The organism is Winogradskyella ouciana, assembly GCF_965284585.1.
In the GTDB taxonomy this organism is placed as follows: Bacteria; Bacteroidota; Bacteroidia; order Flavobacteriales; family Flavobacteriaceae; genus Winogradskyella; species Winogradskyella ouciana.
Window position 1 is genome coordinate 3,109,999 of record NZ_OZ260095.1, and the last position, 21,145, is coordinate 3,131,143.

Below are 21,145 nucleotides of genomic sequence, written 5' to 3' on the forward strand. Positions count from 1 at the left end.
TTGCAAAAATATTGTAAATAAAATTATTTAGTTAATGCAACGTTATAATTTTACAAATCCGTTATTTTTGTTCAAAATTGAAACCATGATGCGTCGAATCTATATCGTACTTTCTTTATTTCTTTTAACTGCTTGTGATGATGGTGATATTATCACTGTAGATTTAGAGTTTGATAAAGAACTAGACTACTGTACTAATAGCACAGAGTCATTTTTAATATATGATTTACGTGAGGATCCCAATGAATCTTTATCCTTGATTATTCCACGAAATAACGATCAAGAATTTCCGTTTACAGAAGCTACTCCCGTAGATGATCCTATAGAGTTTGAAATAAATATGTCAACCATTAGATTTATCTATAGAACCTACAATAGGTCTGTTGGAACTGACGAATTATGCGATTTGGTACCGCCAGCCGATTTGACCATTGTAGAAGATTATGAAGCTGATAGTGGTACTGCCTTTGTTACGGTTACCATTGACGATGATGATAACGATGGTATTCCGAGTGAAGACGAATACGGACCTGGAGGTTTAGCAGATCCTCAAGATACAGATGGTGATGGTATTGCTGATTATTTAGATGAAGACGATGACAATGACAATGTAAAAACAATAAATGAACTCGATACAGAAAATGCTGATGGCGACGATAATCCTGCAACCAATCCTTTAGATACAGATAATGATGGTACTGCAGATTATCTAGACACCGATGATGATGGTGATGGTGTATTAACTCGATTTGAGGATGAAGATTTAGATAAAAACCCTATAAATGACACTTCTATCACTGAAGGTGTTTCCATTGCTCATTACCTTAATGAATTAGAAGCTACAGATTACGGTGACCCAGGCTTAACAGATGATAACGAATATTCCAGAACGGTAACTGCAAGTTTCTTGATTACAGGTTTCGATTTTGATATCTTATCAGCAGACGAACTCGATCTTGGTACATTAACTTACTCTTTTCCTTTACAGGAAGAAGATTAGGGTGCTACATTCTGAAATATTCTAACCTCAGTGGCTCCTAGCCCATAGGTTTTATAATCAGCATCATAAAACTTTACGTTATTATATCTGCCGAATAAAGTTTCGAGCTCTTGTCGTAACACACCTTCTCCCACTCCATGTATAAAAACAACCTTAGGTATGCGTTTACGTATCGCAAATTCTAGCTGTCCTCTTGCTGTATCTAGTTGAAGATTCAGCATATCGAAATTGGTCATACCTTTAGTAGAATCCGTTAGGTGGTGAATATGCAAATCGACTTCAAATTTTGGTGCATTTCGTTCTTTAGGCTTTACGGTTGGTACTGATTTTCTCTTTACCGTTTCCTTCTCTTTTTTTACGGCTTCTATATCAGAATTATAAATGGCATTTTTTAGTGTTTTTTCAGAGTTTATAATCACTAGTTCTTTGGCTTCAAACTGAAGCTCAAAACCATCAACATCTTCAATCGTAACTGAGTTACCAGAGGTTTTTGTCACAACACCTTTTATGGCATCGTCAATAGTTTCAACTGTATCACCAACTTTAATCTTCATCTACCTTCTCGCTTTTTACAAAAGTTTCTTCCTCTTGCTTGTCATTTTTACTTGGAATATTTCGAGATGTTCTATAGATCCCAAACATCAATAAGATGATACCTCCCATTAATAAATAGGTGTTCTGCTTTTCTTCTGCTTGAGCATATATGGCAATAATTCCACCAGCTACAATACAAACAAAGTTTATGGTTCTTGAAATATTCATTTTAATTCTATTTTATGCAAAAATAAGCTTTAGAATAATTATTTAGAGCTAATAAAAAAGTATTTGCAAATCCCTATTTTAGCACTATGCTATTTTTGATTAAAGGAATAGAAGATTATATGTTGCCTTGCCTTAACAAAAAGTTGTTTGGCTTTGAGTGTATGGGTTGTGGGCTTCAGCGTTCTTTGGCTTTGCTAATAAAAGGTGAATTTATTTCTGCCTTTTATATGTATCCTGCAATTTATACGCTTATAGCATTAATTGGGTTTATTATACTCAATAGTTTTAAGAATTTTAAAAACGGAAATAAAATAATTACTATATTGGCAATACTGAATGTGGTCATAATCATAGTCAGTTATTTACTTAAACTTTATCTTAAATAAAATTCATTATGGAACAACAAAAACTCAATCCAGCAATTGTATATGTATTATCGATTATCGGATTATTATGCTGCTGTTTTGGCGGTGCTGGTGTTTTGCTGGCAGGACCAGCATACTTTATAGCTCAAAGTAATCTTAAAAAAGTTGCTGCTGACCCTGAAAATTATGATCAGAGTAGTATAAATGCAATGAAAACTGCTAAAATTGTTGCTCTCGTAATATTGATTATTAATGTGATTTATTTAATAATGACCGTTTACAGAATATATACTGTGGGATGGGATGAAATAATGCGTCAATCTGAAGAAATGATGCAGCAATGGCAACAATAACCAACTAAAACCCAATAAATGGACCAAAAACCACAAAGACCAAATAGCTATTTGGCATTAGCGATAATCAGCACAATCTTGTGTTGTTTACCAACCGGAATAGTAAGTATAATTTATGCAACACAAGTTAATAGTGCCTATGAAGATGGCAACTATGAAAAAGCTATGAGTGCCTCTAAAAATGCAAAAACTTGGGGAATTGTCTCTATAGTTGTTGCGGCTTTAGGCTTGTTGGTATATGTACTAATATTCGGATTGGCCTTTTTAGGCGCTGCCACTAATGGTGAATTTTAACAAAACTATATATATAGTACTTATAGTGGTAGTGTTGCTTTTAGCTCTACCACTATATTTTTTTATAGACCCATCAGTATCCGCATTTTTTCCAAAATGTCCGTTCCTAAGCTTTACAGGATTGTATTGTCCTGGTTGTGGAAGTCAAAGGGCTGTGCATAATTTTCTTCAAGGAAACATCATTACAGGAATAAAGCACAACTATCTAATTTTACTGCTGGTTTTAGTTTTAGCGTATCAAGCTATACTATTCCTTTTTAACAAATTTGGGTCTAAAACCTATGACAACCTTCTACATAAATCAAAAATGACCAAAGCTATATTAGCAATGGTCATTATTTTTTGGGTATTGCGCAATATTCCTATTGCACCTTTTAGTGAATTAGCACCTTAATCTTCAAACTCATTTAAAGTCTTAGTAATGATAGACACACAGTCTAACAGTTGCTCTCTGTTCATTACCAAAGGTGGTGCAAAACGGATAATGTTGCCATGTGTTGGTTTTGCCAATAAACCATTGTCTCTTAATTTTAAACAAATATTCCAGGCGGTTTCACTCTCTTCATCATCATTGATGACGATAGCATTTAACAAACCTTTACCCCTTACCAAGTTTACTATAGAACTCGTTTTAATATACTTGTTTAATTCCGACCTAAATAAGTTACCTAATTCAAAAGCATTTTCGGCTAATTTTTCGTCTCTTACAACCTCTAAAGCTGCAATAGCAACAGCTGCTGCTATTGGATTTCCTCCAAATGTACTTCCATGGTTTCCTGGTTTAATGACATTCATAATATTATCATTAGCCAATACCGCTGAAACCGGATATGCTCCGCCAGATAATGCCTTACCAAGAATTAATACATCTGGTTTTACTTCAGGCTCTGAAGAACAATTTTTATCTGTACAATCACAGTTGCCACAAGTGGCTAGTAATCGTCCTGTACGTGCAATACCTGTTTGAACTTCATCAGCGATGAACAGTACATTATATTTTTCACAAATAGCTTTAGCTTTTGTTAAATAATCTTCACTCGGAACATAAACTCCTGCTTCACCTTGTATAGGCTCAACTAAGAAACCTGCTACATTTGGGTTGTTTTGTAGCGCATCTTCCAAAGCGTTAAGATTATCGTATTCAATCTTAATAAATCCTTTGGTGTAAGGTCCAAAGTTCTTACGTGCTACTGGGTCGTTACTAAATGAAATAATAGTTGTGGTACGTCCATGAAAGTTGTTTTCGCAAACTACTATTTCTGCTTCATTTTCGTCAATACCTTTGACTTCGTAAGCCCATTTTCTACATAGCTTCAACGCCGTTTCCACAGCTTCAGCACCTGTATTCATTGGTAATAACTTATCGAACCCAAAATACTCGGTTGCAAATTTTTCGTACTTCCCTAACATATCATTGTAAAATGCACGAGAGGTTAAGGTCAACGTTTGTGCCTGATTGGTCATTGCACCAACAATTTTTGGATGACAATGTCCTTGGTTTACTGCAGAATAAGCAGAAAGAAAATCGTAATACTTTTTACCTTCTACATCCCACACATACACGCCTTCTCCTCTACTCAATACTACTGGTAACGGATGGTAGTTGTGCGCACCATACTTGTTTTCTAAATCGATCGCTTGTTGCGACGTTAATTGGTCTAAAACAGCCATTTTAATAAAATTTTAATTGTGAATAAAATGTCCATTCCTTCATCACCTTTATTCCTTCGAAGACTTAGCGTACCATTTTTGAAGTCATGGTGAAGCCTTGAAAAAGCAGCGTGGGAGAGAAATCATCCCTAGAGGCTGTAAAGTTACTAAATATTCCATTTGAAATAAAATCCTATTCTGAGATTTTACTACTTAACGAAGAAACCTGTAATTCTAATCGCTTAATTTCTCTGATAATGGCCTTTTTATCCATTTGCATCCAAGAAAACAGCTTCAACATACTCGAAGCCATTAAAGCCAAGGTTCCAAAAATCCCCCATTTAATGAGGTCATTAGTAGCTTCTGCATTGAAGAACTGAATTGCACAATAGATAAACAACCCGAAGAAAATGACCTGTACAATACTCATTAGATAAACAATCCAGCTATTTTTTCCTTCAAAAATCCCAAATATCATTTGCCAAACATTTTGTTCGTCTAAATCATCATAGAATTTAGCTTCTTCTGCTGTTAATGTCTCTTTTATTAATTTGTCTATGTCTTCCATATTAGTTTTCATAATCTTTATGTTTTAAAGTTTTTTTTAATTTTTCTCTTGCATGAAACAGTCTCGATTTAGCTGTTCCTACAGATATATTCAATAGTTCACTTATTTGTTTTAGGCTATAATTTTGAAGGTAAAAAAGTTTTACAACCTCATTTTGGTTTACTGGTAGCGCATTTATGGCTTTTAAAAGTATCTGTTTCTGAATCTGATTTTCGGAATAATGCTCTTCCTTACTTTCTATTTCCTTGTTATAACCAATAGTTCGTTTTTGATTTTTAGTTTGTTGCCGCAACCAATCTGTCGATTTATTACATACAATTCTATAAGCCCAATATTTAAACTGATTTGGATTTTTTAGCTTATCAATTTTATGGATTATGGTCGTCCAACTGTCTTGCGCAATATCCTTTGCCACATCCTTATCTTTTACCAACCAATAAGCCTTATTACAAAATGCCTTATGCCATCGTTTCACTAAAGCAGCAAGCGCACTTTTGTTTCCTGCTTTATAAGCTTCTATTAAATCGGCATCTATATTTTGGTCGGTTTTCAATTAGGCTGGTTTGGTTTGAAAGGCTTTACGTTTGTAATACGTTCTCAATTGTTTAACCCAAAAATTATAGGTTGTTTTCTTTTTATTGTTTTGAAAATGGTTTTCTACCTTGTCAAAAGCCTCTTCAATTAGAGCATCATGGAGCCAACGAATCACAAAAATCCATAAGAGTGAAGCTTTAAAATTGGTTTTCATTCGTATTTCATGCGTTATTTCAGTGGTGTGTTTATCAATTTCTGAAATCATTAGCTCGTGCGTACCATTGAAACCTTTAGGCTTTGTAAACTGAAACTTAATATAATCACCTTCTCTAAAATCGATAATAGTGTAACGTACACGACCATGACCTCCATGACTCCCAACTCTTAATCCATTTTTAAATCTAATAGCTGGCCAATTTTCACAAGGCCAAATTAAATCATCTTGGGTTGCCAATGTTTTAAATAATTGCGAGACCTTTGCCTTAGGTTGACCGATGGTACGCGAATGTATATTTATAGCCTTCATATTCTAAAGACGTAAAAGATTTGAAAAGGTTCAATTTTATTTCAAACTTTTTAAAGATAGTCCAAAATGCCACTATATTTGCATTCAATTTTTCTATACATGCCAAGAAGGGAACGCAACAAATTCGTAAAACGCGGACAAATTATTGAGATTTTAATCGAAGACTATGCCTTTGGTGGCAAGGGTATTGGTCGCATTAGAAATGAACATGGTGAGTTTGTAGTGTTTGTTCCCAATACCTTGCCTGGCCAACTGGTTAAGGCTCAAGTAAAAAAATCGAGCAAAAAATACGCAGAATGTAAACTGCTCGACGTTTTAAAACCTTCGGAGGACGAAGTTGAAATGCCTTATCAAGATATTCCTGGTGCACCATACATTCAGTTACCTATTGAAAAACAACACGAATACAAAAAGCAAAGTACCTTAGAATTATTTAAGCGTATAGGCAAGGTTACTGATATTGAAGATAAGCTTGATGAATTTGTTAGTTCACCAAACACCTTTCATTATCGTAATAAAATGGAATATGGTTTTTCAGCGATTGGGTACGATAGAGAGCTAAAAACCGATGTAGATGAATTTACATTAGGGTTTAAAAGACGTGGACTTTGGTGGTGTGGTGAAAACTTGGAAAAAGATTCTGGTTTATTTGATGCTGATGTTGAAAACCATTTAAAAGACATTAGGGAATATTGTAAAGCTACAGGATTGGCACCTTGGCATGCACCACGCAAAGAAGGTTTTTTTAGGTATTTCGTAGTCCGAAAATCGTACAAAACCAACAAGTTGTTATTTAATTTAGTAACGACCTCTCATGATTTAGAGCAATTTAACTTGAAAAAATTCGCTAACTTCTTAGTTGAATTGTTTGGTAACCGTCTTGCTGGTTTATTACATACCATTAACGATGAAATTGGTGACCGTACCATAGCTACTTCCGGAAGCATTAATCTTGTGTATGGTGAGGACAAAATTGTAGAAGAATTATTGGGCTTAAATTTTGAAATCAGTATGAAAAGCTTTTTTCAGACCAATCCTAAATGTGCTGAGAAACTCTATGGTAAAGTTGTGGAGTATGCACTTGAAAACAAAGAAGCAGTGGATAATTCGGTGGTGTTAGATTTGTTCTGCGGCACAGGCACCATAGGACAAATAATTGCTAGCAAGGCTAATAATACAAAAATCGTTGGTGTGGACATTGTGGCTTCGGCCATTGAAGATGCCAAGGAAAATGCGAAGCGTAATGCTATTGAAGGTTTAAAGTTTTATGCAGCTGATGTTGGGAAGTTCTTAACCGAACATCCTGAGTACACCAATAAAATCAGGACAATTATCCTAGATCCTGCTCGAGCTGGTATTGCACCCAAAACCCTTAAAAAAATAATAAACCTTAATGCAGAACGTTTGGTTTATGTATCTTGTAATCCTGCTACACAAGCGAGAGATACTGAGCAATTAATGGGCTCTGGTTATGAGGTAAAAAAGCTGAGTTTGGTGGATCAATTTCCGCATACGGCTCATATTGAAACTGTAGTTTTATTTGAAGCCCATAATGGGCCTTTGGCAAATCGCTCAAACTAAATTTAATGAAGAAAAAACAATTTTTACTTCTTTTTGCATTCCTAATGATACTGTCGTGCGAACGCGACGACATCTGTGCCGAAGGTACTGCAACTACACCTCGTCTTTTAGTAGAGTTTTACGACATAAACAATCCTGATGATTTAAAAAGTGTATCCAGACTAACAGTTCATGGTGAAGGTTTACCAGACCCTAATCCTCCAGTAGCAAATGTTGATGAAACGATTTTGTTTAATGAGAATACTACAGCCGTTGAATTACCCTTAATTGTTGGTATTGAAGATGATCTTATAACTGCACGATTCATTCTAGAAAAGGACACAAACCTAAGATTAGATGAAGACGACACCACACAATCTGATGTAGATATAATTGAAATTACATATACAACAGAGTTCGTATATGTCTCTAGAGCATGTGGCTATAAAAGTATATTTAATAACCTAGATGTTAATTTAGAGGAAGACAGCTGGATAAGTGCTGTAGAAACAATAGTAACGGAAGTAGAAAACGAAAATACAGTACATGTACGCATTTTACATTAAAAGCATGGCCATATTGCTGTTGTTCTCTACAATAGCTTTTGCACAAGAGGAAAAGAAAACCGTAACGGACACTTTGGTCTATAAGCAAAAGTATGGTTTACGACTAGGTGCTGATATCAGCAAACTGGGACGTACGTTTTTTGACGATAACTACACAGGCTTCGAGATTATGGGAGATTATCGTCTGACAAAAAAAATCTATTTGGCTGGTGAAATTGGTAATGAAGAACGGACCATAGAAAACGAAGTCCTAAATAACACCACAAAAGGAAGCTATTTTAAAGGCGGAATAGATCTTAATTTTTACAAGAACTGGCTCGATATGGAAAACATGATTTATGTTGGTTTCCGTGCTGGAGCTAGTACCTTTAGTCAAACTTTAAATAGTTACAGAGTATATGATGTCAATCATCAATATTGGAACGACGATTTATTTTCTGTTGAAGAAGGTGAAGAATTCAAAGGGCTTACGGCAATTTGGGCAGAAATACAGATAGGTATAAAAGCAGAAATGTTCAATAATTTTTATGCTGGCATCAACGTGCAGCTAAAGGGACTCGTCACAGAAACTGCACCAGATAATTTTGAAAACCTTTACATTCCTGGCTTTAATCGTACTTATGACAGTGGTCGTTTTGGTGTTGGCTTTGGGTTTAATCTCTCTTACCTAGTGCCAATCTTTAAAAAAGACAAAATTGTTATTCAAGAAAAAGAAGAGGAATAGCTAATGGCTAATGGCTAATGGCTAATGGCTAATGGCTAATGGCTAATGGCTAATGGCTAAATAAACAAATCCACAACTAAACAAAATATTCCCTATCTTTTCTTTATCAAAACCACTTCTATGGATAAAGAAGCTATTGCGGACTTAATTGATGCCAAGCATTCTGAATTAATCTCATGGTTAGAGCAACAACCGAGCGAACATTGGACACAAGGACCAGAAGGCAAATGGACGCAAGGTCAACAAGCACTGCACTTATTACAAAGCATAAAACCTCTTAACGATGCTTTGAGCCTACCTAAATATGTATTACGATTTAAGTTTGGAAAAGCGAACAGACCAGTTAGAGACTACAACGCTATTGTAAAGCGCTACCAAGAACGTTTAGAAGACGCTAAAGGCAAAACCTTTAAAGGCTCTCAAAACATGAAAGTACCAACGATTGCAGATAAGAAGTACATACTCAATAGACTTCAAACCGAAAGCAAGAAGCTGCAATACAAAACGAAAAAAATCAGTGATAAGAATTTAGACACGGTTATACTTCCACATCCATTAATGGGCAAAATGCCAGTACGCGAAATCATAATGTGGACAGCGCACCATGTGGAGCATCATACTAGAACTTTGAAAGAAAAATATTAAAATTTTGTCATGCTGAAATCAAAGATTCGATGTAGTCAATTTATTTTAGCATCTCTAATCTGAAGTGATACTAGATTCTGAAACATCACTTCGACAAGCTCATTGTGACAGTTCAGAATGACAACAACTCAACAACTAAACACCTCCCAAATACTCCAATACATTAGCTTCTATCCTACTCTGTATATCAGAAACATCAGCCTTTACAAAAGTCTCACCAGTTATATTCTCATAAAGTTCAATGTAACGGTCGCTAACGGTTTTAATATATTCATCGCTCATGTGAGGTACATATTGTCCTTCTAATCCTTGAAATCCATTAGATATCAACCATTGTCGCACAAACTCTTTAGAGAGTTGCTTTTGAGCCTCTCCTCTATCTTGTCGTTCTTGGTAACCTTCTGCATAAAAATAACGTGAGGAATCTGGTGTGTGGATTTCATCAATCAATACGATTTGTCCATCTTTTGTTTTCCCGAATTCATATTTGGTGTCCACTAAAATCAATCCTCTCGAAGCTGCTATTTCTGTACCACGCTGAAATAGTTTGCGTGTGTAATCTTCAAGCACTGCATAATCCTCCTCAGAGACTATACCGCGTTTCAGAATATCTTCTCTAGAAATATCTTCATCATGGTCTCCCATTTCAGCCTTTGTAGCTGGTGTGATGATGGGCTCTGGAAACTTGTCATTTTCCTGCATGCCTTCTGGCATAGGGACTCCGCAAAGCATGCGTTTTCCTGCTTTATATTCACGAGCTGCATGGCCAGACATATAACCTCTAATCACCATTTCTACTTTAAATGGCTCACATAAATGACCCACAGCTACATTCGGGTCTGGCGTAGCCACCAGCCAATTTGGTACCAAGTCCTCTGTGTCCTTCATCATCTTGGTTGCAATCTGATTGAGAATTTGTCCTTTATATGGAATACCTTTTGGCATTACCACATCAAAAGCAGACAATCTATCTGTGGCAACCATCACCAATTGCTCATCGTTGATGTTGTACACCTCCCTTACCTTGCCTTTGTACACACTTTTCTGGTTGGGGAAATTGAAGTTGGTATCTATTATTGTGTTGCTCATTTTTTTAAACGTTTATGCGTTTAATTGTTTATCTGTCCGTCAGTTCGAGTGTTTCGACTTTAGTCGAAATGTATCGAGAACCATCTACTGAATTCTGTTTGTTAAAACTGAAACTAATCTCGATTCTCAATACTCTTATAAGCCGCTATAACCTTCTTAACCAACTTATGACGAATCACATCCTTATCATCCAAATAAATCATACCAATACCATCCACGTTTTTAAGAACAAGCAAGGCTTCCTTAAGTCCAGATATGGTACGACGTGGTAAATCCACCTGACCAGGATCTCCTGTCAATAAGAACTTGGCATTTTTACCCATACGTGTTAGGAACATTTTCATCTGTGCATGTGTGGTGTTTTGGCCTTCATCTAAAATTACAAAAGCATTATCTAGAGTACGTCCACGCATAAATGCCAATGGTGCAATTTGAATGACTCCTTTCTCGATGTAATTCTCTAATTTTTCATGCGGAATCATATCTCGTAAGGCATCATACAGAGGTTGCATATAAGGATCTAATTTTTCCTTTAAATCACCTGGTAAGAACCCAAGGTTTTCACCTGCTTCAACCGCAGGACGTGTTAAAATAATACGTTTCACCTCCTTGCTTTTTAAGGCTTGTACTGCCAAAGCCACACCAGTATAGGTCTTCCCTGTACCAGCAGGACCTATGGCAAATACCATATCATTTTTACGGATGCTTTCAACAAGTTTTCTTTGGTTGACGGTTTGTGCCTTAATCAGCTTACCACCAACACCGTGAACTATAACCTCGCCACTTTTAGCAGAGGTATTGTAATCTTCACTACTATTGCTAGTTAAAATACGTTCAATAACATTCTCATCGAGCTTGTTATATTTGCCAAAATGTTTCATCAACATCATCATTCTGGTATCAAACTCTTCGAGCAAACTCTCATCACCATAGGCCTTAATTTTATTGCCTCTGGCTACAATTTTTAGTTTAGGGAAATATTTTTTTAGAAGTTCTATATTGGCATTTTGCGCACCGAAAAATTCTTTAGGAGTTATTTCTTCGAGTTCAAGGATAAGTTCGTTCAAAAGGCTACTGAATTTAGTATGTTAATCTGTTTTCTTTTCTTAGTTTTGTGTATCACTGAGACACAGACAAATCTAATAATTTTAAGACCTCAATTCTAAAAAAAATATCAACAATTAATTCATGGCTATAATCACTTTAACAACTGATTTTGGAGAAAAAGATCATTTTGCTGGTGCAATAAAAGGTGCTATTTATAGTGAATTGTTAGATGTTAGGATTGTAGATATTTCACATTCTGTGTCCCCTTTTAATATTTCTGAAGCGGCTTATATTATCTTAAATGCATACAGTAGTTTTCCAAAAGGGACGATACATATTATCGGAATTGATTCTGAGTTAAATCCTGAAAACAAGCACATTGCAGTTAAATTAGATGATCATTACTTTATATGCGCCAACAACGGGATAATGAGTATGATCTGTGCTGAAATTGCACCAGAGAAAATTGTTGAAATTAATATCCACGATAAAATAGAAACCAGTTTTCCTGTTTTGGATGTCTTTGTAAAAGTAGCATGCCATATTGCACGAGGAGGTACTTTAGAGGTTATAGGAAAAGTTATTAACACTATTAAACCCATTAAGAATTTAATTCCGTTTGTTAATGACGAAAAAAATCAAATCATAGGCAGTGTAATTTATATTGATAACTATGGAAACGTAATTACCAATATTACTCAGAAGTTTTTTGAAGAGGTCCAAAAAACTCGTGATTTTGAAATATCTGCACGTAACCATAAGTTTAAAAAAATATATAGTAAATACAGTGATATTGTAAATTTTGAAATTGAGGAATCCAAACGTAACGATGAAGGCAAAGGTTTGGTTGTTTTTAATTCTTCGGGTTATTTAGAAATAGCAGTCTACAAAAGCAATTGTACCACTGTAGGTAGTGCTTCTACACTTATGGGATTAAAAACCATGGATACAGTGACCGTTAACTTTACATCTTCTAAAAGTTGATCTAAATTTTATATCTGAAGTTCTCTCCCAATTTTCTGTAGAATATTTTAGACTAACAAAATTTACAAAATTCTTACAATTCAAAATTATTTTAGCCTTCAAAAATTTGTTAATCAATTAGTTACACTTTAACTTTTTTTAACAAAAAACCATTAACATTTTTTTAACGTATATCTATTAGACCCACTTAAATTTATTTTTTAATAATTTCTCATAGGGTAAAATAAGTTTAAGGTGTCTTATTGTTTTAAGAAAGCTATAAATCAAGATTTTACAACTAGCAATCCCTCAAGTTAATTGGTTTTTTGGCTTCTTAAATAAATTAAGTATCAAAAGTTGATACCTAATTAATCCTAAAACCAAGACTTATGAGAAAAATTCTACTTCTAGACACTTGCTCTATAATCTATGATTTTTACAAATCGGATGTTTTCGAAAGAAGAGCTGAAAAATTCCTCAAATTCCAATTCCCCAAATCCAACATCCACTTTACCTAAAATTTAAAATCAATTCAAATTCCTATTGAGATCGTATCAACTCATCCAATATGACGTTTTAGAAGATAAAATACTTTCTTACATAGTAAACAAGCGTTTAACCAAATTCAAATAATTATGAAAAACCATTACACTTTAATTTTAGTATTACTACTTAGTGTACTAACAAGTTCCATTGGAGCGCAGAACGGCAAAAGCGATTGGAGTCCTTTATCCGAAACTAAAAAAAGCCAAGTCCAAAATATTAGTTTCAATAAAGATAAAATGCCCACAGCATTCAATTTATATACTTTAAATATTGAATCTGTTAAGGACAAGTTACAGAATGCACCAATTAGAGGTGAGTTTTTTGGAAAATCCCAAAATATCATTAGCGTTCCTAATGTAGATGGAACTTTAGATTCCTATCGTGTATTAGATGCTCAAATTCTTCACCCTACGCTCGCTGCACAACTTCCAAATATTAAAAGTTATGTAGGTCGAAGTATAGAAAACCCTGGAAAGTTTATACGTTTCAGTGTGTCTCAAGCTGGCTTTCATGGACAAGTATTTGAACCAGGGAAATCTACCTTTTTCATTGACCCCTACACCGAAGACAAATCAGTTTATATAGCTTATAGACGTGCGGATTTAGTTGATAACTCTGACGACATCTTTTTGTGTGAAACTGATAACACAATGTATGAGAAAGCTATGAACGCTCCACCAAATAATGTATTAAGAGCGACTGATGATAGTAGAATTCGTCTTTACGAATTAGCGATGTCTTGTACTGGTGAGTATGGTGCTTTGTTTATAGGAAGTGCCACTACAGATTTTGACAGAAAATCAAACATTATGGCCCAAATGGTAATTACCATGACGCGGGTAAATGGTATTTATGAAAAGGAAATGGGAGTTACCTTTCAGTTTGTCCCAGACAATTTCGATATTATGTTCTACGATCCAGCAACTGATCCTTGGGATGGTGAATATAATGATAAGACACAAGAAGTAATCGATGCTACGATAGGTGATGCCAATTATGATATCGGTCATAATTTCAATACCGATGGTGGTGGAAATGCAGGTTGTATAGGTTGTGTTTGTAACTCAGGTAATAAAGGTAGTGGTTATACAGGAAGGTCAAACCCTACAGGAGATTCTTTCGATGTGGATTATGTTGCTCACGAGATTGGTCACCAAATGGGTGGTTACCATACACACAATGGTACAGGTACTTGTCTTAAAAGTGGAAATAACACAGAGGTTGAACCAGGAAGTGGTTCTTCAATTATGGGCTATGCAGGTATTTGCCCAGGTCAAGATGTTCAAAACAACTCTGATGATTACTTTAACTATGTAAATATTAGAGATATTAGTACTAACATACAAGGTGGTGTTAGTTCTGTGTGTTTTGATGAAATTCTTGTATCTAACCTACCTCCAACTGCCAATGCAGGTAGTGATTATATTATTCCTATTGGTACTGCATTTCAATTAACAGGTACTGGTAGTGATCCTGATACGGTTACAAATGGCGATGTATTAACATACACATGGGAGCAAAATGATAATGAAAATATGCAAACTCCATTATTGCCAAGCCCTACAGCTACCGAAGGCCCTATGTTTAGATCTAGACGCGGTACAACGTCACCAAGTCGTTATTTTCCGCAATTGAGTGATATATTAGATAATAATTTAGCGCCAACTTGGGAAGTAATTCCACAAGTTCAGCGCGATTTTGAATTTGCGCTTACGGTTAGGGATAATGTAATCTATGGTGGACAAACGGCAGATGATTTAATGCAATTAAGTACCGATCAGTTAGCTGGTCCATTTGTTGTGACAAGTCAAAATGAAAACACCACATGGATTCAAGGTGAGACTGAAACCATTACATGGGATGTTGCAAATACAGATAATATCTTAACTGTAAATTGTCAATTAGTAGATATCTACTTTTCTGCAACAGGTGATTTTACGGACACCGTAACTCTTGCAGCAAATACATTAAATGATGGTAGTGAAGATATAACCGTTCCAGCTACAACAACTAATTCCGGTAGATTGATGGTAAAAGCTGCTGATAATGTGTTTTTAGACGTTAATGACTCTACAATTATTATTGAGGAAGTAACTGTACCAACCTACTTTTTAACTGGTTTGGAACTTGCAAAAACAGTATGTGCAAACACAAATAGTACCACTTTCGATTTTAGATATACACCTTCAACAGGATTTACAGACACCGTAACATTTACTGCTTCTGGAAATCCAGCGTCTTCAACTGTAAGTTTTAGTCCTGCAACAGCAAGTGACACAGAAACCGTTGTGACAATGACTGTAAGTGGGTTTGCTCCAGACGCTGCTCAAGATTACACCATTGTTATAGATGGTGCATCAACGACAGAGAATAAAACGCAAGATGTTGTGTTAACTTTAAAATCAGATAGTTTTGTTTCGCCAACATTGACAAGTCCAGCGAATGCAAGTACTGATCAATCTACCTATCCTGTGTATAACTGGTCTGCAGATGGAAGTGGAGTAACAGAAGAATATGATATTGAGATTGCAAGCGATGCTGGTTTTAGTTCTATCATAGAATCTGCAACTGTATCTTCAAATGGTTACACTCAAACGACAGAACTCACTGAGCAAACGCAATACTTTTGGAGAGTAAAACCTAAAAACGAGTGTGGTGAAGGTTCATTTACTAGTGGTAATGCTTTTACAACGGGGACAAATTCTTGTATTACAGCTTCCAATAACACACCGGCACCTATTGTTTCAACGCTTACAACAACTAGTACTATTGAAATAGGTGATGATGTTTCAATATCAGATATTAATGTAAGCGTAGATATACTTCACCCATATATTGGTGATGTTATTTTAGAATTATTGAGCCCATCTGGTACATCGGTTGTCTTAATTTCTAGTCAATGTGGTGCCAACCCAGATATGGTAGCCACATTTGATGATGACGGAAGCCCAACAATTTCTTGTGCTGCAACATCTCCATCAATTTCAGGAACCTTAAAGCCTGCACAACCGCTTTCTGGTTTCAACGGTGAAAGTAGTGCCGGAACCTGGACATTGAATATTACCGATACAGGAATTGGTGACGACGGAACAGTGAACTCTTGGAGTATTGAGTATTGTGGTGTACAAGAAGAGACATTGTCCACACCTACTTTCGATGATACGAGTGTGGTTATGTTCCCTAACCCTACAAAGGAAAGTATCAGTATATCGTTTTCGCATTTTGACTCTATAAATGTTGAATTTCATGACCTACTGGGAAGAAAGGTCTTTGAAATATCAGATTATAGGTCAAATAGCTTGATCAATGTTTCTAAGTTATCCGCAGGAACTTATTTAGTAAAAATGTCTACGGAAAATAACAAAACCATTGTGAAAAAACTAATTATAAAGTAACCTTTGTTATTATTTAATAGCGGAAAATGCACCATTTAATTATGGTGCATTTTTTTATGCGCTTCTATTAAGATAAATCCATCTTAATTTTAATACTTTTACGTGATAAATCTAAAAAACCATCTTAATAGATGTTAGTAAGAATTGTAAAAATGAGTTTTGATCCTTCTAAGATTGAAGAATTCTTAGCTAATTTTGAAGCCAATAAAACAAAGATTAGAGCTTTTGAAGGTTGCAATTTTTTAGAGCTTTATCGCGATAAGCACAATACCAATATCTTTTTTACGTATAGTTATTGGGATTCTGAAGACGATTTAAACAACTATAGACATTCCGATTTGTTTAAAAGTGTTTGGTCTAAGACAAAACCTTTGTTTAATGCTAAGCCTGAAGCATGGAGTGTGGATAAATTGGCGAGTTTAGATTGACGAATTACGAATGACTGAATACTGAAATTAATGCTAGCAATACTTAAAAAAGAAATAAACACCTTTTTCGCCTCACCAATTGGCTACTTGGTCATTGGTGTGTTTTTATTATTGAACGGCTTATTTCTTTGGGTCTTTAAAGGAGAGTTTAACATTTTAGATAATGGCTTGGCGAGTTTATCGTCCTTCTTTTTGTTAGCACCTTGGATTCTTATATTCCTTGTTCCTGCAGTGACCATGCGTAGCTTTAGTGATGAAAAAAAACAAGGCACTTTAGAATTATTGGTCACCAAACCCATTTCGCATTTTCAAATTGTATTAGGTAAATATTTTGGTGCTTTTGCATTGATCCTTTTAGCATTGCTTCCAACATTACTTTACGTTTACACAGTCTCACAATTAGGAAATCCCGAAGGAAATCTAGATATGGGAAGTACCATTGGTTCTTATTTTGGGTTATTGTTTCTTATTGCAGCTTATACAGCTATCGGAGTGTTTGCCTCTACCATTTCAGATAATCAAATTGTGGCATTTATCATTGCGGTTTTTATCTGTTTCTTTATGTATTTTGGCTTCGAAGGGCTTTCTAATTACAACGTCTTTGGAGATCTCGTTTATATGGAAAACCTTGGGATGTCAGCACACTACAACAGTATGAGTCGAGGCGTGATTGATACACGCGATTTAATCTATTTTATAAGTATCGCTCTTGCGTTTTTAATATTCACCAAACTTAGAATTCAAAAGCAATGATCATTACACCATTCTTAGTCATATTTATGATTGTAGTGTTTGTGCTGCTCTTTTTGTTTTTGAATACAGTGGACAGGCGCAAATGGTTAACGGGTTTGATCAGTTTAATCTTAACTCCATTTGTCTATTTCTATATGTTTTATCCCTTTGTGAATATCGTAAGCAGCTATCATCATCAAAAATATTTCAATAGCGAAACTTGGGTAGAAAAACCAGCTTTACGCTACGAGATGATTGACAATACCATAGAGTCTGACACCTTAATTGGCTTGTCAAAATCCGAAATTGAAAATCAACTTGGAAAGTATGAGTGGCTAAGTTGGAATGATAAAAAACAAGCACATGATAACGATAAATGGAATTACGGATTAGGCATAGAACCTGGTGCTTTCAACGGTGAAAAGGAATGTGTAGAGCTTACATTTACAAACGATAAGGTTTCAGAAGTAAAACATTATCAAGAAGAAATTACATACGAGAATGAAGAAGAATAAAGCCCTAATTTACATACTCGGTGTTATCGTTGGCTTAATTGCCATAAATGCTATTTCAAGCAAAGTTTATGGACGTTTCGATTTAACTAAAGATAAACGTTACACACTTTCTGATGCTTCAAAAAACCTGATTACAGATATAGATTCTCCATTAATCATTGACGTGTTTTTGGAAGGAGAGTTTCCTTCGGAATTTAGGGTACTTCAAACCGAAGTACGACAAATCATTGAAGAGTTTCAATTGGAAACCAACAATATTAGAGTTAATTATATCGACCCTATTGCAGATGAAGCCACACGCGAACGCAATATTGAGGAATTGACCAAATCAGGCTTAGAACCTTATATAAATACAGATAACAGCACAGGCAAAGTCACACAAGAGATTATTTTCCCATGGGCTTTTGCGAGTTATAAAGATCAAACGATTAAGATTCCCTTACTGAAAAAGAGTATCACCCAAGGTTTACAAGAACAAATCAACAATTCTGTACAAGCTTTGGAATATGCCTTTGCTGATGGTTTTAGTAAACTGGTAAACCCTAAATCCCAAAAAATTGCAATACTAAAAGGCAATGGTGAACTTGGAGATATTTATATAGCCAATTTCTTAAAAACCATCCAGCCCTACTACAATATTGCGCCTTTTACTTTAGATAGTGTCGCTTCAAACCCACAAGGTACGCTAGACAATTTAAGACAGTATGATTTAATCGTAGCAGCTAAACCCAGCGAAGCATTTACGGAAAACGAGAAATTGGTTTTAGATCAATACACCATGCATGGTGGTAAAAGCCTTTGGCTAACTGAATCTATCATTATGGACAAGGATAGTCTGTATAATGATTCGGGTTCTGCTGTTTCCATCATGCGCGATTTAAACCTCAACGATTTCTTTTTTAAATATGGAGTTAGAGTAAACCCAAGCTTGGTAAAGGACCTCTTCTCTGCTCCAATAATGTTAGCGATTGGTGAAGGAAGCCAAGCGCAGTTGCAACCTATTCAGTGGCAGTATTCACCATTGGCGGCCTCCAACCCAAATCATCCCATCTCTAAGAATTTAAATTTGGTAAAGTATGATTTTGCGAGTCCTATGGACACATTGAAAAATCAGGTTAAAAAAACCATATTGCTTCAAAGTTCACCGAAGTCTAAGCTAGAAGGTGCTCCTACTAATATTTCTTTAGCTGATGTTACTAAATCACCAGATGAAAGCACATACAATGCAGGACCACAAAACTTAGCGGTGTTGTTAGAAGGTGAGTTTACCTCCGTTTATGACAAGCGCGTTCTACCCTTCAAAGTCAAGAGTTTTAAATCCAACAGCCCTGATACCAAAATGGTGGTAATATCAGATGGAGATGTTATAAAAAACGAGGTGATTAGAAACAGACCACAAGAATTAGGTTTTGACCAACTTACCGGAAAGGCTTTCGGGAATAAAGAATTTCTTCTTAACACCGTGAATTACTTATTGGATGATACAGGACTTATAAACATTAGAGCCAAAGAAATTAGTATCGCCTATTTAGATTCAGATAAGGTTAAAGAGAGTAAAGGTAAATGGCAATTGATTAATATTGCTTTGCCATTGGTGTTACTTGCATTATTTGGATTTGCTTTCAACTACTTTAGAAAGAAAAAATACACTTAGAATTTGTTAATAAGTTTGTTTTATAAAACCCATTGATTGGGATATATTTGTATGACAAATTCAAAAGTTAAAAATACACTTATAACGCATGAAATTTATTGTTTCAAGTACTTATTTATTAAAGCAACTTCAAGTATTGGGAGGTGTTATTAATAATAGTAATACATTACCTATTTTAGATAATTTCCTTTTTGAGCTTAGTAAATCCTCATTGACGATTTCGGCAAGTGATTTAGAAACCACTATGTCTTCTACAATTGATGTGGAAAGTGATTCTGAAGGCAGTATTGCTTTACCAGCACGTCTCTTGTTAGACACTTTAAAAACGTTTCCAGAGCAACCCTTAACATTTGTGGTTGAGGACAACAATACGGTTGAGATAAGTTCTAACCATGGTAAGTATGCCTTGGCCTATGCTGATGGTGCTGAATTCCCAAATGCTGTATCTCTAGAAGATGCCAGTAAAACAACGATAATGGGAGATATCTTAGCTACCGCAATTAGCAAAACTATTTTTGCAGCTGGTAACGATGATCTAAGACCTGTGATGAGTGGAGTCTTCTTTCAGTTTTCTCAAGACAACTTAACCTTTGTAGCAACAGATGCTCACAAACTGGTTAAATATACTAGAGATGATGTTACTGCAACTGAATCTGCAGAATTCATCATGCCGAAAAAACCTTTGACACTTTTAAAAGGAATTTTAGCTGGTAGCGATGATGATGTTTTGGTAGAGTACAACGAATCTAATGCCAAGTTTACTTTTGAAAACTCTGTACTGATCTGTCGTTTAATCGATGGTAAGTATCCTAATTACGAAGCGGTTATTCCAAAGGAGAATCCTAATAAATTGGTGATTGCAAGAACTCAGTTTTTAAATTCTGTGCGTCGTGTTAGTATTTTCTCTAATAAAACCACACATCAAATCCGATTGAAAATCGCAGGAGCAGAATTAAATATTTCTGCTGAAGATATTGATTACAGCAACAAAGCTGAAGAGCGTTTAACCTGTGATTACCAAGGGGACGATATGCAAATTGGTTTCAATTCGCGTTTTTTAACTGAGATGATCAATAACTTAAGCTCTGATGATGTACAATTGGAAATGAGTTTACCAAATAGAGCCGGTATCTTAACACCAATTGATGGTTTAGATGAAGGTGAACATGTCACCATGCTGGTAATGCCAGTGATGCTAAACAATTAAAAATTTTGCTAACTCAACAGTT

At 35.3% G+C, this 21,145-nt stretch carries 24 protein-coding genes; 16 read left to right on the forward strand and 8 right to left on the reverse strand.

What is annotated here, in order from left to right:
- Nucleotides 1-34: 34 nt before the first annotated feature.
- A complete protein-coding gene (locus ACQ65V_RS13845) occupies nucleotides 35-1,000 on the forward strand; it encodes a hypothetical protein (protein ID WP_430468368.1) in 966 nt (321 codons plus the stop codon).
- Here the strand turns inward: ACQ65V_RS13845 and ACQ65V_RS13850 are convergent.
- Both ACQ65V_RS13850 and ACQ65V_RS13855 read right to left on the reverse strand, forming a co-directional pair.
- The gene (locus tag ACQ65V_RS13850) at nucleotides 997-1,554 is read right to left on the reverse strand and encodes a Smr/MutS family protein (RefSeq protein WP_430468369.1); all 558 of its coding nucleotides are present in this window, start codon (nucleotides 1,552-1,554) and stop codon (nucleotides 997-999) included. The two genes, ACQ65V_RS13845 and ACQ65V_RS13850, sit on opposite strands and share 4 nt — an antisense overlap.
- Nucleotides 1,544-1,762, reverse strand: coding sequence for a hypothetical protein (locus tag ACQ65V_RS13855; protein WP_155087758.1), 219 nt, complete (start codon nucleotides 1,760-1,762; stop codon nucleotides 1,544-1,546). Before ACQ65V_RS13855 ends, ACQ65V_RS13850 begins: the two co-directional genes overlap by 11 nt.
- A gap of 86 nt (nucleotides 1,763-1,848) precedes the next feature.
- On the opposite strand from ACQ65V_RS13855, the gene ACQ65V_RS13860 reads away from it, so the two are divergent.
- The 4 genes from ACQ65V_RS13860 to ACQ65V_RS13875 are packed head-to-tail and all read left to right on the forward strand — an operon-like array spanning nucleotide 1,849 to nucleotide 3,168.
- On the forward strand, nucleotides 1,849-2,148 hold the full coding sequence (locus ACQ65V_RS13860; RefSeq protein WP_430468370.1) for a DUF2752 domain-containing protein: 300 nt from the start codon (nucleotides 1,849-1,851) through the stop codon (nucleotides 2,146-2,148).
- Nucleotides 2,149-2,156: 8 nt separating this feature from the next.
- Nucleotides 2,157-2,480 carry a CCC motif membrane protein gene (locus ACQ65V_RS13865; RefSeq protein ID WP_273291291.1) on the forward strand — a complete coding sequence of 108 codons (324 nt, stop codon included), beginning with the start codon at nucleotides 2,157-2,159 and terminating at the stop codon, nucleotides 2,478-2,480.
- Between the two features lie 18 nt (nucleotides 2,481-2,498).
- Nucleotides 2,499-2,774 (forward strand): CD225/dispanin family protein, encoded by a 276-nt coding sequence (locus ACQ65V_RS13870; protein ID WP_430468371.1) that lies wholly within the window; start codon nucleotides 2,499-2,501, stop codon nucleotides 2,772-2,774.
- The gene (locus ACQ65V_RS13875; protein WP_430468372.1) at nucleotides 2,761-3,168 is read left to right on the forward strand and encodes a DUF2752 domain-containing protein; all 408 of its coding nucleotides are present in this window, start codon (nucleotides 2,761-2,763) and stop codon (nucleotides 3,166-3,168) included. The genes ACQ65V_RS13870 and ACQ65V_RS13875 overlap by 14 nt, the downstream gene beginning before the upstream one ends.
- Here the strand turns inward: ACQ65V_RS13875 and rocD are convergent.
- From rocD to ACQ65V_RS13895, 4 genes are all read right to left on the reverse strand, one after another.
- Nucleotides 3,165-4,445, reverse strand: coding sequence for an ornithine--oxo-acid transaminase (gene rocD / locus ACQ65V_RS13880; protein WP_430468373.1), 1,281 nt, complete (start codon nucleotides 4,443-4,445; stop codon nucleotides 3,165-3,167). The two genes, ACQ65V_RS13875 and rocD, sit on opposite strands and share 4 nt — an antisense overlap.
- Nucleotides 4,446-4,617: 172 nt before the next feature.
- Nucleotides 4,618-5,004 carry a DUF6768 family protein gene (locus ACQ65V_RS13885; RefSeq protein WP_430468374.1) on the reverse strand — a complete coding sequence of 129 codons (387 nt, stop codon included), beginning with the start codon at nucleotides 5,002-5,004 and terminating at the stop codon, nucleotides 4,618-4,620.
- Nucleotides 4,994-5,545, reverse strand: coding sequence for an RNA polymerase sigma factor (locus ACQ65V_RS13890; protein ID WP_430468375.1), 552 nt, complete (start codon nucleotides 5,543-5,545; stop codon nucleotides 4,994-4,996). The genes ACQ65V_RS13885 and ACQ65V_RS13890 overlap by 11 nt, the downstream gene beginning before the upstream one ends.
- A complete protein-coding gene (locus ACQ65V_RS13895; RefSeq protein WP_430468376.1) occupies nucleotides 5,546-6,052 on the reverse strand; it encodes a hypothetical protein in 507 nt (168 codons plus the stop codon). It abuts the gene before it with no gap.
- Between the two features lie 99 nt (nucleotides 6,053-6,151).
- On the opposite strand from ACQ65V_RS13895, the gene rlmD reads away from it, so the two are divergent.
- The 4 genes from rlmD to ACQ65V_RS13915 all read left to right on the forward strand — a co-directional run bounded on the left by rlmD (nucleotide 6,152) and on the right by ACQ65V_RS13915 (nucleotide 9,547).
- On the forward strand, nucleotides 6,152-7,633 hold the full coding sequence (rlmD, locus tag ACQ65V_RS13900) for a 23S rRNA (uracil(1939)-C(5))-methyltransferase RlmD (RefSeq protein ID WP_430468377.1): 1,482 nt from the start codon (nucleotides 6,152-6,154) through the stop codon (nucleotides 7,631-7,633).
- Nucleotides 7,634-7,638: 5 nt separating this feature from the next.
- Nucleotides 7,639-8,178, forward strand: a complete 540-nt coding sequence (locus tag ACQ65V_RS13905; protein WP_430468378.1) for a DUF6452 family protein — start codon at nucleotides 7,639-7,641, stop codon at nucleotides 8,176-8,178.
- Complete coding sequence (locus ACQ65V_RS13910; RefSeq protein WP_430468379.1) at nucleotides 8,159-8,902, forward strand: DUF6048 family protein; 744 nt, start codon at nucleotides 8,159-8,161, stop codon at nucleotides 8,900-8,902. The genes ACQ65V_RS13905 and ACQ65V_RS13910 overlap by 20 nt, the downstream gene beginning before the upstream one ends.
- Before the next feature lie 120 nt (nucleotides 8,903-9,022).
- Nucleotides 9,023-9,547: a DinB family protein gene (locus ACQ65V_RS13915; RefSeq protein ID WP_430468380.1), complete on the forward strand. Its 525-nt coding sequence runs from the start codon at nucleotides 9,023-9,025 to the stop codon at nucleotides 9,545-9,547.
- 135 nt (nucleotides 9,548-9,682) lie between these two features.
- Here ACQ65V_RS13915 and ACQ65V_RS13920 read toward each other — a convergent pair whose 3' ends face one another.
- A complete protein-coding gene (locus ACQ65V_RS13920; protein WP_430468381.1) occupies nucleotides 9,683-10,636 on the reverse strand; it encodes a phosphoribosylaminoimidazolesuccinocarboxamide synthase in 954 nt (317 codons plus the stop codon).
- Between the two features lie 113 nt (nucleotides 10,637-10,749).
- The gene (locus tag ACQ65V_RS13925) at nucleotides 10,750-11,703 is read right to left on the reverse strand and encodes a PhoH family protein (protein WP_155087771.1); all 954 of its coding nucleotides are present in this window, start codon (nucleotides 11,701-11,703) and stop codon (nucleotides 10,750-10,752) included.
- A gap of 121 nt (nucleotides 11,704-11,824) precedes the next feature.
- Here ACQ65V_RS13925 and ACQ65V_RS13930 point away from each other — a divergent pair, with 121 nt between their 5' ends.
- The 7 genes from ACQ65V_RS13930 (at nucleotide 11,825) to dnaN (ending at nucleotide 21,123) form a co-directional block, all read left to right on the forward strand.
- A complete protein-coding gene (locus tag ACQ65V_RS13930; protein WP_430468382.1) occupies nucleotides 11,825-12,667 on the forward strand; it encodes an SAM hydrolase/SAM-dependent halogenase family protein in 843 nt (280 codons plus the stop codon).
- Between the two features lie 614 nt (nucleotides 12,668-13,281).
- Nucleotides 13,282-16,587, forward strand: coding sequence for a reprolysin-like metallopeptidase (locus ACQ65V_RS13935; protein ID WP_430468383.1), 3,306 nt, complete (start codon nucleotides 13,282-13,284; stop codon nucleotides 16,585-16,587).
- A gap of 131 nt (nucleotides 16,588-16,718) precedes the next feature.
- Entirely contained in the window at nucleotides 16,719-17,015 is a 297-nt protein-coding gene (locus ACQ65V_RS13940; RefSeq protein ID WP_430468384.1) for a putative quinol monooxygenase, read from the forward strand.
- A gap of 30 nt (nucleotides 17,016-17,045) precedes the next feature.
- Nucleotides 17,046-17,768 (forward strand): gliding motility-associated ABC transporter permease subunit GldF, encoded by a 723-nt coding sequence (gene gldF / locus ACQ65V_RS13945; protein WP_430468385.1) that lies wholly within the window; start codon nucleotides 17,046-17,048, stop codon nucleotides 17,766-17,768.
- A complete protein-coding gene (locus tag ACQ65V_RS13950; RefSeq protein WP_430468386.1) occupies nucleotides 17,765-18,262 on the forward strand; it encodes a hypothetical protein in 498 nt (165 codons plus the stop codon). The genes gldF and ACQ65V_RS13950 overlap by 4 nt, the downstream gene beginning before the upstream one ends.
- Nucleotides 18,249-19,916, forward strand: a complete 1,668-nt coding sequence (gldG, locus tag ACQ65V_RS13955; protein ID WP_430468387.1) for a gliding motility-associated ABC transporter substrate-binding protein GldG — start codon at nucleotides 18,249-18,251, stop codon at nucleotides 19,914-19,916. The genes ACQ65V_RS13950 and gldG overlap by 14 nt, the downstream gene beginning before the upstream one ends.
- Nucleotides 19,917-20,004: 88 nt before the next feature.
- Nucleotides 20,005-21,123: a DNA polymerase III subunit beta gene (gene dnaN / locus ACQ65V_RS13960; protein WP_155087776.1), complete on the forward strand. Its 1,119-nt coding sequence runs from the start codon at nucleotides 20,005-20,007 to the stop codon at nucleotides 21,121-21,123.
- The last annotated feature ends 22 nt before the right edge of the window (nucleotides 21,124-21,145 follow it).